Genomic DNA, 11,407 nt, shown 5'->3' on the forward strand with positions numbered 1-11,407 from the left:
CCACCGGGTGGACTGCGCCGGTCGGGGAGGAGGCAGCCGTGCCCAGCTCTGTGATCTTCGTGGGTCTGGTCGTGCTCTGGCTGCTGATCCTCGTTCCGACCGTCGCCCGGCGCCAGCAGGAAGTGGCCCGGCTCAGCCCGGCGCTGCTGTCCGGGCGGGTGCTGGAACGTCCCGCGCGGCATCGACACCCGGAGGTTCTTGTGACACAGCGATCCGGTCCGACCACGGTCGGCGAGCTGGCGGAGGCGCGGGACGACGTCCCCGCTCCCCGTGGGCGCTCCGACGAGGCCGACCAGTACGCCTACGACGACGCCGAGGACGTCTACGACGACGCCGAGATCGACGACGACGGCCGGGTCCGCGGTCCCGGGGGCGCCGATCTCGACGACCTCGACGACCATCTCGACCGCGCCGATCTCGACCGCGACGACGACCACGCCGATCTCGACCACGACCTCGTGGACCACGACCTCGTGGACCACGACGACGCCGGCCTCGACGATCGGGTCCGGTCGGACCGGGAGCGCGACCCCCGGCCCGACCACCTCGCCGACCTCGTCGACGCCGACGACGAGCACGGCTCCGACGCCGACGGGATCGGCGAGGTGGACGAGGACGGCTGGTCCCGCCCGCCGGCCCGCTACCGTCCCGGCCGCGGGGGTTTCGATCCGGAGGCCGCCGCCGCGGCCGCGCACGCCAAGTACGCGTTCCGCCAGCGCGTCGTCCTCGGTCTGCTCGTGCTGCTGCTCGCCGCCGGGGCGGCCGCGCTGCTGGTCTCGACGGTGTTCTGGTGGGTCACCGGCGTCGTCGGCGCCGGCCTGGTCGGCTACCTGACCTACCTGCGTCGCCAGGTCCGCATCGAGGAGGGCATCCGGGCCCGCCGTGCCGCACGCCTGGCCGGCACCCGGCAGTCCCCGGCCGCCGACGACCCCGAGCTCGACGAGTGGGCCCACCGCGGCCGCGAGGCCTCCACCGGGCGGGCCGACGACGAGATCCGCGCGACCGCCGCCCCCGACACCGCGGGCACCGACGAGGACGACGACTGGACCGCCGACGACGGCGAGCCCACCCGCGTCCGCGGTACCGGCGAGCCGCTGGGCGTGCTCCCGGCCCGCGGGCGCACCGTCGAGGGACCCGTCGGGACCGAGCACGAGTCGTCGCTCCCGCGCCTCGCCGCGGCCCCGCCGCCGCCCGTCCCGGCCGGGACGTCGCTGGTCGACGTGGACGCCGAGGAGGAGCCCGACGAGTTCGACGCGGGTACCCCCCACCGGCGTGCGGTGGGGGAGTAGGGGTCTGTTAGGGTTCTTCAGGTCAGCCCGCGAGGGCGGGCCTGATACACCTGGGGCTGTAGCGCAGTTGGTAGCGCGTCTCGTTCGCATCGAGAAGGTCAGGGGTTCGATTCCCCTCAGCTCCACCATCATTGTGTGACCCACACCCCGATCTCGCGCAGAGGTCGGGGTGTTGTCGTATACCCAGGTCGGGCCGGCCCTGTGTCATCCGGTTCGCCGTCTCTCGTGTCCTGGCCGCCGTGGCCGTGTCCCGGCAGGTCCGTGAACCGCTCCTCGTCGATCCACCGCGTGCGGAAGAAGCCCTGATCGATCGGCCGCCGGACCCGGTCGGGCGTACCGACGTGGCGTCGACCCGTTCCTCCGATGGTCGCGGCGCTCTCCCGGTGTCGGGGGACGGCTCGATCCTCGGCCCCCTCGGTCGGCTGCTGTCGTACGGCTCCCGTCCGCGTTGACATCTGGAGATCGTCTCCATATCGTGAGAGAGTGGAGATTGTCTCCAGATAAGCGGAGGTGCGGTGTGCGGATCCTGATGTTCGGCCGCGGTGTGATCGCGTCGGTCTACGGCCGGGTGCTGGAACGGGCCGGGCACGAGGTCGAGTTCTACGTCCGCCCGGGTCGCGCCGCGACGTACGGGGACGCGGTCGACCTCGAGCTGACCGATATGCGACACGGCCCGTGGGGACGGCGCGTGGTCGAGCGGTGGCCGGTACGTCTGCGGGAGGAACTCGGGGCCGACCACGACTTCGACCTGATCGTGCTGAGCGTGGGCCACCACCGCCTCGCCGAGGCCGCCGCGTTCCTGGCGCCCCGGGTCAGCCGGGCGACCGTGCTGGTCTTCGGCAACATCTGGGAGGAACCGCTCGCCGCGATCGGCGACCTCCCCGCCGATCGGGTCGCCTGGGCTTTCCCGCAGGCGGGCGGCGGCTTCGGCGCGGACGGCGTGCTGCGCGCGATGATGCTGCCGTCGGTCCTGTTCGGCACCCTCGGCGCAGCGCCCACCGGACGTGAGTCGGCCGTCCGCACGATCTTCCGCGAGGCCGGTCTGCGGATCCGCGAGCAGCCCGACTTCCGTGGCTGGCTGTTGATCCACTTCGCGGCGGACGCCGGGATGCACTCGCAGGGGCTGCGGCGGGGCGTGCTGGCCGACCTCGTCGGGGCACCGGGGGACCTGCGTGCGGCGATGCTGACCGGCCGTGAGCTGCTGCCGGTCCTCCAGGCACGCGGTGTCGACCTGAGCCGCCATCGGGTCGGGCTCCTCCCGTTGCGTGCGCCCGCGTGGGCGGTCGGCGGCGCACTCGCCATGGCGACCGTCGCCTTCCCGCCCGCGCGCCGCAGCTTCGAGGCACACGCCGATCCCGCGGTCGAGGAGCCGCGTGCGGTCTGCCGGGACGCCCTCGCCGAGGCGCGTCGGCTCGGCGTCGCGACCCCCCGCCTCGAGGCGGCCGAGCACCTCTTCGCCCGGGCGGGAGCCGGCTGATCCCCACCCCGCCCGCCACCCACCACCCACGTCCCGGAGGACAGCATGACGACCGTCGACGAGTTCCCGCAGTCCCGTACCTGCCCGTTCGCTCCGCCACCGGCGTACGCGAGGATCCGCGAGGAGGAGCCGGTCGCCCAGGTCCGGCTGCCCGACGGTGGGCGTGCGTGGGTGGTCAGCCGGCACGAGGACGTCCGCACCGTGCTCAACGACCGCCGGTTCAGCTCCGACCGTCGGCATCCGGACTTCCCGGAGCTGACGGCGGGTGCAGCCGCGGCCAAGCGTCCCGACGAGGAGCCCACGCTGATCAGCATGGATGCGCCCGAGCACTCGGTTGCCCGCCGAGCGGTGCTCGGCGAGTTCACCGTGCGCCGGACCGAGGCGCTGCGGGCACGGGTCCAGGAGATCGTCGACGAGCGGATCGACGCGGTGCTGGCCGGGCCTCGGCCCGCCGACCTGGTCGAGGAGCTGTCGCTGCCGATCCCGTCGCTCGTGATCTGCGAGCTGCTCGGCGTTCCCTACTCTGCGCACGCGTTCTTCCAGGAGAGGTCGACCGCGCTGATCGCCCGGGGGACGCCACCGCTGGAGCGGGCCGCCGCCCTCTCCGCCCTGCGCGACTACCTGGGCGAGTTGATCGCGGAGAAGGAGACCGACCCGCCGGACGACCTGCTCGGGCGGCAGATCCGCACCCTGCGCGAGCAGGGCTCCTACCGTCGGCCGGCCCTGGTGGGCATGGGAATCCTGCTGCTCGTGGCGGGGCACGAGACGACGGCGAACATGATCTCGCTGTCGACGGTGGCGTTCCTGCGTGATCCCGAGCAGCTCGCGTTGATCCGCGCCGATCCCACCAGGACCGTCGCCGCGGTCGAGGAGATGCTGCGGTACTTCACGATCGTGGACGCGGCGACGGCACGGCTGTGCGTCGAGGACGTCGAGATCGGCGGGCAGCTGATCCGTGCGGGCGAGGGGGTGCTGGCGCTGACGTACTCGGCGAACCGCGACCCGCGGGCGTTCACTGACCCCGACGAGCTGGACATCGAACGCGGCGCCCGCCACCACGTCGCCTTCGGGTTCGGGCCACACCAGTGCCTGGGGCAGAACCTGGCCCGGATGGAGCTGCAGATCGTGTTCGACACCCTGTTCCGCCGCATCCCCACCCTCGCGCTCGCCACCGACGTCGACGAGCTGCCCTTCAAGGACGACGCGGCCATCTTCGGTCTGCACCGGCTCCCGGTGACCTGGTGACGAAGATCGTCGCGGACACCGACAGGTGCGTCGGCGCAGGCCAGTGCGTACTCACCGCGCCCGCCCTCTTCGACCAGGACGACGACGGGATGGTGATCGTCCGGGTGCCGAGCCCGGACCCCGGCTCGGTCGAGTCGGCTCGTGCGGCGGCGCACCTCTGCCCGGCCCAGGCTCTGTCCTGTGAATGAGGGGTGGGGCACGATGGGAAGACGATCTCCACCCTCGACGTGAGGTGCCGTGTGACCATCGAGAAGCCGCTGCGCGCCGACGCCCGGCGGAACCGCGAGGCGATCGTCGCCGCAGCTCGCGAGGTCTTCGACGCCGGCCGGTTCTTCGACATGCGGTTCGACGATCTCGCCGGGCTGGCCGGGGTCGGCACCGGCACGCTCTACCGGAACTTCCCCACCCGCGAGGCGTTGGCCGAGGCGGTCTACCACTCCGAGATCGCCACCCTGAGCTCCCGGGCTCGGCACCTGCTGACGACGCGGTCCGCGGATGAGGCGCTGGCGGTGTTCCTGCGGGAGATGATCGACCACATCGACGCCCACCACGGTCTGGCCTGCACGCTGGCCACGCTCATATCCGCAGACTCCGGCAGCCCCGCCGCGAGCGGGCGCGAGCTCGAGATCGCCGTGGCCGAGCTGGTGGCCGCCGGCGTGGCGGAGGGGTCCCTGCGCGACGACGTCGATGCCGGTGCGGTGATGATGGCGCTGCACGGCATCGGCGCCGCCCATGCGCGTCCCGGGTGGCGGGTCGAGGCCGACGGCGTCGTGACCCTCGTGCTGGACGGGCTACGTCGGCGTGACCCGTCGGGCGGGTGAGGTCGTGGCCCGCAGCCCCCGGCACGTGATCCGCGCTGCCGTCGCTGCCGACGCGCCCGGTATCGCCGACGTCTGCACCCGTGCCTACCGGGCCACCTACCGCGACCTGCTGCCGTCGTCGTTCGTCGAGGACGTGATCACCCGCTTCTACGACGAGGACCGCGTCCGGTCCGAGGTCGCCCCCGCCCCGCCGCACTGGCTGGGTTACGTGGTCGCCGCCGCGGGGTCTCCGGGCGAACGCGGCTCGGTGCTCGGCGCGGCCGGCGGCGCGATCACCGGCGAGGGCGTCGGCGAGCTCTACGTCCTCTATCTCGATCCGGACCGCCGGGGCGAGGGGATCGGCACCCGGCTGCTCGACCACGTCACCGTGCAGCTGCGTGACCACGGAGCCCGTGAGATGTGGGTGAGCGTCGCGGAGGGCAACGACCGGGGTGTCCCCTTCTACCGGGCGCGGGGGTTCGTCGAGCGTGGCCGCGTCCCGATGCACACCTCGGAGGTGTCCGACGGGCTGTGGTCGCTCCGGATGTTCCGGCCCCTCGGCGGCGGGTGAGCCGGTCGGGCCGATGCCGGGGGCCGCGTGCTGCACCTGCCCGTCACGGTTCCTGTCCCACGGCGGCGCGCCGACCTCAGGCGGTGTGGGTGAGGGTCGCGGCGACCCCGTTCGCCGCGGCCAGAACGAGCACCTCCACCGCAGCCCAGCCGAGTACCGGCAGCCGCCCCGCGCGCAGCCGGGCCCGCGTCGCACCGCCCAGCAGGGCGGCGCCGGCCAGCAGCGCCATCTTCACCCCGACGAGCCCGCCGTAGGCCGTCGTGACCAGGTCGACGGGCGAGGAGAGCCGCGCGGTCGCGGCGAGCAGCCCGGACACCCCGAGCACGACGACGGCACCGAGCGCGAGCCGGGAGAACCGGGGCAGTGCGGCGGTGCGCACGCCGGGGTCGCGAGCGGTGACCAGCAGCGCGCCGAGCCCTCCCACCCACAGCAGCGCCGCCGCGACGTGGGCGACGACCGCGGGTACCGCGTACGCGGCGACCGTCGACGCGGCGGTGTGCCCGGTCGCCGCGGGCGCCGCCGCCGCGACGACGACCACGACCAGGGCCAGCACCGCGGGTCCCGGGCCGGCACCCGGCCGGGCCGGCCGTGATCCTGCGACGCCGATCAGCGCGAGCAGCGCGGCCAGCGCCACCAGCTGACCGGTCCCGGCGCGCGGGCCGGTCAGGAACTCCAGCAGGTCCGGCCCGCGCACGTCGGCGAGCCCGCGCCCGGACACGACCGCGCCCCGCACGAACGTCTCGACCAGCAGCACCCCGAGCCACAGCGGGGCGACCGTCGTGAGCACCCGGTCGGCACCGGGGACACGGTCCGGTGCGAGCAGCGTGAGCAGTGCCGCCCCCGCCGCGACGACCGCGGCCAGGTCCGCCGCGGCCCGCACGACGGTCTGTGCCAGGTCGAGCGCGATGCCGTCCGGCCCGATGCCGCCGGCGGTCCCGGCGACCACGACCGCCGCCCCCACCAGCACCGCGACCCACCCGGCGACCGCGGGCGCGGGTTCGCGCGCCGGGTCGCGGGGGCCGCCGCCGGGCGGGGTGTCGCCGGGGGAGACGCCGTCGATGGTCAGGCCCGCGACCGGCGCAGTGCGAACACGGCCCCGCCCCCGACCACGACGACCGCGAGCACCACCCACGGCCAGACCGGGGCGCCGCCGTCGTCGGCCGCGGTGGGGGCGTTCTGCGGCGTGGTGCCCGGCGCGGGGGCCGTCGGTGCTCCGGCGGTGGGCGCCGCGGTCGTGGCGGCCGCGCCCGGCCCGGCGGAGGTGAGGGTGAACGGCACCGTGCCCGAGACGGGGTGGCCGTCGTCGGAGACCACCCGGTAGGTGATCGTGTAGCCGCCGGCCGCACCGAGCGGGCGCAGCGGCACGGTGAGGGTGGCGCCGTCGCCGGTGGCGGGGCCCGCCGCGTAGTCGGTGCCGCCTGGGCCGGTCACCGAGACGGTGGCGTCGGCGGCCGCGATCTCCTCGGAGAAGGTCAGCGACACCGACGTCGGCGCGGTGCCGACCTGCGCGTTCGCGGCGGAACTGCTGGACTCGAGCTCGGTGTGCGCCCAGGCCGGCGCGGCCCCGACGACGAGGGCGAGCAGCACGGCGGGGAGGGCGACCGCGAGGCGGCGCAGAACGGGGCTCACGCCCGGTCGGTCGTCGTACCGGCCGCGACGGTTCCCGATGTCACCCGGACGGAGCAACAGCGGTCAGCGCCAGGACGGCAGCCACAGCTCGGCCTGCCAGTGCGCCGCGGTGATCGGGTCGCCGACCAGGATCGGCCACAGCCACACGAAGTTGACCCCGATCAGCGCCACCCACGTCGCGACGACGAGCAGCCCGTTGCGGCGCCGGCGCGCGCTCATCCGGGAGTGGCCCAGCATCTGCCCCATCGCCAGCACGACACCCAGGACCAGGAACGGCACCACCGGCATCATGTAGAAGAAGTACATCTGCCGGTCGATGTTGAAGAACCACGGGACGAACCCGGCGCCGTAGCCGACGAGGACCGCGGCCCACCGCCAGTCGACCCGGGTCACCGCCCGCCACAGGCCCCAGAGCAGCACCGGGATCGCCGGCCACCACAGCGCGGGGGTGCCGATCAGCATCACCGCGGAGACGCAGTCGGTCTCCCCGCAGCCGGTCGCGTCGTCGGCGTAGCGGTAGAGCATCGGCCGCAGCCCCATCGGCCAGGTCCAGGGCTTGGACTCCCACGGGTGCGCCCCGGCGGACTGGGTCGTCAGGTTCTCGTGGAAGGCGAGGACCTGACCGTGGTAGTACCAGAGCGACCGCAGGGCGTCGGGCACCCAGGCGAACGCCCCGCCGGTGCCGATCTCCCGGCCGACCTCGTGGCGGTCGATGCCGGTCTCGCTGCCGAACCACGCCCACCAGGACCCGAGGTAGGTCAGCGCCGGGATCAGGACGAGCGCCCACAGCGCGGGGGCGACGTCGCGCACCATCGTCCCCACCCACGGCCGGGCGACCCCGGCGCGGCGGCGCACCGAGACGTCCCACAGCACGCACAGGAGGCCGAACGCGGCGACGTAATAGGCGCCGTTCCACTTCACCGCGCACGCCAGGCCGAGCGAGACACCCGCGGCCACCCGCCACCAGCGCACACCCCAGCGCGGGCCCCACACGGTGTCGTCGACCCGCCCCTGCGCGACGACGCGTGCCATCCGGCCGCGGACGTCGTCGCGGTCGGCGAGCAGTGCGGCGAACGCGGCCACCACGAACAGCGCGGAGAAGACGTCGAGCATCCCCATCCGCGACTGCACGTGCGACAGCCCGTCGGCGCACAGCAGCAGCCCGGCGAGCCCGCCCAGCGCCGTCGAGCGGGTGAGGCGCCGTCCGGCCCGGACGACGAGCAGCACGGTGAGCACCCCGGCCAGCGCGGCCGAGGCCCGCCAGCCGACGCCGTCGTAGCCGAAGACCATCTGGCCCAGCGCGATCAGCTGTTTCGCCAGCGGCGGGTGGACGATCTTCTCGTAGCCGGGGTTGCTCTCCACCCCGCCGTTGCGGACCATGTCCCAGGCCTGCGGGACGTAGTGCTTCTCGTCGAAGACGGGCGTTCCGCGGTCGGTGGGCTCACCCAGGTCGTAGAAGCGCAGCAGTGCCGCGACCAGCACCACCCCCGCGGTGACCAGCCAGCCCCGCAGCCGGTCCGACGGCGGCGGGGCGCCGAGCCGCGCCACCGGGCCGGGATCGGCGCGGCGCAGCGGTGGCGGGGTGCCGCGCGGGGTCAGACCGGGTTCGGGTGCCGCTCCGGCGACCCGGCTCCCGGCATCGGCGCTCGTGGTGGCCATCGCGTCCGATCGTAGGCTGGCCGACGTGACTCCCGCCCCCGACTCCACGCCCGACACGGCCACGACGACCGGTCGCCTGGTCCTGGCGGCGACCCCGCTGGGCGACCCGCGGGACGCCTCGCCGCGGCTGCGGGAGCTCATCGCGACCGCCGACGTCATCGCCGCCGAGGACACCCGCCGGTTCCGGACCCTCGCCGCGGCGCTGCCGGTCACCTACACGGGCCGGATCGTCAGCCACTACGACGCCGTCGAGGCCGAGCGGCTGCCCGGCCTGCTGTCCGCGGTCCGTGACGGCGCGACCGTGCTGGTGGTGTCCGACGCCGGCATGCCCGCCGTCTCCGACCCGGGCTACCGCCTCGTCGCCGCGGCCGCCGCGGAGGACCTGCCGGTCACCTGCGCGCCCGGCCCGTCCGCGGTGACCACCGCGCTGGTCCTGTCCGGGCTGCCGTGCGAGCGGTTCTGCTTCGACGGCTTCCCGCCGCGCCGCTCCGGCGAGCGCCGCCGGTGGCTGGAGACGCTGCGCGACGAGCGCCGCGCCGTGGTGTTCTTCGAGTCCCCGCGGCGGACCGCGGACACCCTCGCCGACGCCGTCGCCGTGCTGGGGGAGACCCGCCGTGCCGCGGTGTGCCGGGAGCTGACCAAGACCCACGAGCAGGTCGTGCGCGGCACCCTGGCCGAGCTGCACGCCTGGGCGACGTCCGGCGACGTGCTCGGTGAGGTGACCGTGGTGCTGGCCGGTGCCGAGGCCCGCGAGGCGCCGCCGGTGGAGTCCCTGGTCGACGCCGTCCGCGAGCGCACCGACGACGGCGAGCGCCTCAAGGACGCCGTCGCCGCCGTCGCCGAGGCCGCGGGCGTGCCGAAGCGGGACCTCTACAACGCGACCCTCGCCGCCCGGGACTGACGCCGCACTCCGCGCGCGGTCACCGCACCCTCCGCGGCGGGTGCGACGCCCCCCGGTGGGGTGCGGCAGCGGGCCGGGAAGGGCGGGGCGGGCGGTCAGGCGGTCGCGGGGGTGCGCGTCGGGATCGCCCGCATGACCGGCTCGACGTAGCGCGCGGCGATCGGGCCGAGCACCGCCATGATCAGCACGTACGCCGTGGCCAGCGCGGACAGCTCGGCGGGGACGGCCGCGTAGCCGACGGCGAGCCCGGCGATGACGATCGAGAACTCGCCGCGGGCGATGAGCACCGCACCGGCGCGGGCCCGGCCCATCCGCCCGATCCGCGCCCGCTTCGCCGCCCACCAGCCCGTCGCGTACTTGGTGGCCGTGGTCGAGACGGCGAGCACCAGTGCCCAGCCGAGCACCGGCGGGATCGCCCGCGGGTCGGTCGAGAGCCCGAACACCACGAAGAACACCGCGGCGAACAGGTCGCGCAGCGGTTCCAGCAGCTTGGTGGCGTTCTCCGCGGTCGAGCCGGAGATCGCGATGCCCAGCAGGAACGCGCCGACCGCCGCCGACACCTGCATCGCCTGGGCGAACCCGGCGACCAGCAGCGCGGCACCGAGCACCTTGAGCAGGAAGACCTCGCGGTCGTCGGAGTCGACGACCGCGGAGACGTAGCGGCCGTAGCGCAGCGCGACCACCAGCACCACGGAGATCACCGCGAGCGACACCGCGACGGCGCTGACCCCGCCCCAGAGCGTCACGCCGAGCAGCAGCGCGGTGAGGATCGGCAGGTACAGCGCCATCACGAGGTCCTCGAACACGAGCACCGACAGCACCACCGGCGTCTCCCGGTTGCCGAGGCGGCCCAGGTCCGACAGGACCTTCGCGACGATCCCGGAGGAGGAGATGTAGGTGACCCCGCCCAGCACCATCGCCCCGACCACGCCCCAGCCCAGGATCAGCGCGACCGCGACGCCCGGCGCGGCGTTGAGCACGATGTCGACGATCCCGGCGGTCCAGGACCGCTTCAGCCCGGTGACCAGCTCGACCGCCGAGTACTCCAACCCGAGCAGCAGGAGCAGCAGCACGACGCCGACCTCGCCGGCGAGCGAGGTGAAGTCACCGATGTCGCCGAGCGGGATGATCCCGCCCGCGCCGAACGCGAGGCCGCCGAGCAGGTAGAGCGGGATGGGGGACAGGCCGATCCGCTGGGCGAGCCTGCCCAGCAGGCCGAGCCCGAAGAAGACGGCGCCGAGCTCCAGCAGTTCCAGTGCGGTGTGGTCCACGGCTTGCGAGGCGGCCTCAGCCGTGGGCGAGGATGTCGGCGGCCTGCTCCAGCTTCTCGGCCGTGCCCACGGCGATCACGATGTCCCCGGCGGCCAGCACGTGGGCCGGGGTCGGCGACGGGATCACCTGGCCCGCACGCATGATGGCGACCACCGAGACCTGGGTGCGGGTGCGCAGCGCGGTGTCGCCCAGCGGGCGGCCGTCGAACGGGCTGTTGAGCTTGATCGGCATCTTGCGGGTGGTGATGCCCGGCACGTCCGCGTGCTCGTCCTTCAGCTGGTTGACCAGCTGCGGGGCGCCGAGCAGGTTCGCCAGGGCGCCCGCCTCCTCGGTGGTCAGCGGCAGCTCGGCGACGCAGGCGTCCGGGTCGTCGGCACGGGAGAGGATCAGGTCGACCTTCCCGTCGCGGTGCGCGATGACCCCGACCCTGCGGCCGTTGCGCAGTTCGATCTCCTTCCGCACCCCGATCCCGGGCAGCGGCGTCACGTCGACGTTCACACCTGCAACGGTACGCCGCGCGGACCGGCCGGTGGAAACACGCTCGTGACCGGGCCGCCGAATGGC

Annotated in this window: 12 protein-coding genes and 1 tRNA gene; 8 read left to right on the top strand and 5 right to left on the bottom strand. The window is 74.4% G+C overall.

Going from position 1 to position 11,407, the window contains the following annotated elements; genetic code table 11:
• Nucleotides 1-38 precede the first annotated feature (38 nt).
• The 7 genes from glpR (at nt 39) to FVA95_RS10540 (ending at nt 5,382) form a co-directional block, all read left to right on the top strand.
• A complete protein-coding gene (glpR, locus tag FVA95_RS33900) occupies nt 39-1,289 on the top strand; it encodes a gephyrin-like molybdotransferase receptor GlpR (RefSeq protein ID WP_149664041.1) in 1,251 nt (416 codons plus the stop codon).
• 52 nt (nt 1,290-1,341) lie between these two features.
• A tRNA-Ala gene (locus tag FVA95_RS10515) sits at nt 1,342-1,417 on the top strand.
• A 389-nt stretch (nt 1,418-1,806) separates the two neighbouring features.
• Nucleotides 1,807-2,766 carry a ketopantoate reductase family protein gene (locus tag FVA95_RS10520; RefSeq protein WP_149664042.1) on the top strand — a complete coding sequence of 320 codons (960 nt, stop codon included), beginning with the start codon at nt 1,807-1,809 and terminating at the stop codon, nt 2,764-2,766.
• A 45-nt stretch (nt 2,767-2,811) separates the two neighbouring features.
• Nucleotides 2,812-4,011, top strand: coding sequence for a cytochrome P450 (locus FVA95_RS10525; RefSeq protein ID WP_149664043.1), 1,200 nt, complete (start codon nt 2,812-2,814; stop codon nt 4,009-4,011).
• Nucleotides 4,008-4,199 (top strand): ferredoxin, encoded by a 192-nt coding sequence (locus FVA95_RS10530; RefSeq protein WP_149664044.1) that lies wholly within the window; start codon nt 4,008-4,010, stop codon nt 4,197-4,199. The genes FVA95_RS10525 and FVA95_RS10530 overlap by 4 nt, the downstream gene beginning before the upstream one ends.
• A 51-nt stretch (nt 4,200-4,250) precedes the next feature.
• Nucleotides 4,251-4,832: a TetR/AcrR family transcriptional regulator gene (locus FVA95_RS10535; protein ID WP_149664045.1), complete on the top strand. Its 582-nt coding sequence runs from the start codon at nt 4,251-4,253 to the stop codon at nt 4,830-4,832.
• A gap of 4 nt (nt 4,833-4,836) precedes the next feature.
• On the top strand, nt 4,837-5,382 hold the full coding sequence (locus FVA95_RS10540) for an N-acetyltransferase (RefSeq protein ID WP_161992262.1): 546 nt from the start codon (nt 4,837-4,839) through the stop codon (nt 5,380-5,382).
• A 76-nt stretch (nt 5,383-5,458) separates the two neighbouring features.
• Here the strand turns inward: FVA95_RS10540 and FVA95_RS10545 are convergent, their stop codons facing one another.
• The 3 genes from FVA95_RS10545 to FVA95_RS10555 all read right to left on the bottom strand — a co-directional run bounded on the left by FVA95_RS10545 (nt 5,459) and on the right by FVA95_RS10555 (nt 8,670).
• Complete coding sequence (locus tag FVA95_RS10545) at nt 5,459-6,514, bottom strand: CopD family protein (protein WP_149664047.1); 1,056 nt, start codon at nt 6,512-6,514, stop codon at nt 5,459-5,461.
• A complete protein-coding gene (locus FVA95_RS10550; protein ID WP_240051399.1) occupies nt 6,445-7,011 on the bottom strand; it encodes a copper resistance CopC family protein in 567 nt (188 codons plus the stop codon). The genes FVA95_RS10545 and FVA95_RS10550 overlap by 70 nt, the downstream gene beginning before the upstream one ends.
• Before the next feature lie 63 nt (nt 7,012-7,074).
• Nucleotides 7,075-8,670 carry a dolichyl-phosphate-mannose--protein mannosyltransferase gene (locus tag FVA95_RS10555; protein WP_149664048.1) on the bottom strand — a complete coding sequence of 532 codons (1,596 nt, stop codon included), beginning with the start codon at nt 8,668-8,670 and terminating at the stop codon, nt 7,075-7,077.
• A gap of 25 nt (nt 8,671-8,695) precedes the next feature.
• Here FVA95_RS10555 and rsmI point away from each other — a divergent pair, with 25 nt between their 5' ends.
• On the top strand, nt 8,696-9,571 hold the full coding sequence (gene rsmI, locus FVA95_RS10560; protein ID WP_164514851.1) for a 16S rRNA (cytidine(1402)-2'-O)-methyltransferase: 876 nt from the start codon (nt 8,696-8,698) through the stop codon (nt 9,569-9,571).
• Between the two features lie 95 nt (nt 9,572-9,666).
• On the opposite strand, the gene FVA95_RS10565 is transcribed toward rsmI, so the two are convergent.
• Both FVA95_RS10565 and FVA95_RS10570 read right to left on the bottom strand, forming a co-directional pair.
• Nucleotides 9,667-10,842, bottom strand: coding sequence for a cation:proton antiporter (locus FVA95_RS10565; RefSeq protein ID WP_149664050.1), 1,176 nt, complete (start codon nt 10,840-10,842; stop codon nt 9,667-9,669).
• Nucleotides 10,843-10,858: 16 nt separating this feature from the next.
• A complete protein-coding gene (locus tag FVA95_RS10570) occupies nt 10,859-11,341 on the bottom strand; it encodes a cation:proton antiporter regulatory subunit (RefSeq protein WP_020627555.1) in 483 nt (160 codons plus the stop codon).
• Nucleotides 11,342-11,407 lie beyond the last annotated feature (66 nt).

The organism is Pseudonocardia sp. EV170527-09 (assembly GCF_008369905.1).
Lineage (GTDB): Bacteria > Actinomycetota > Actinomycetes > Mycobacteriales > Pseudonocardiaceae > Pseudonocardia.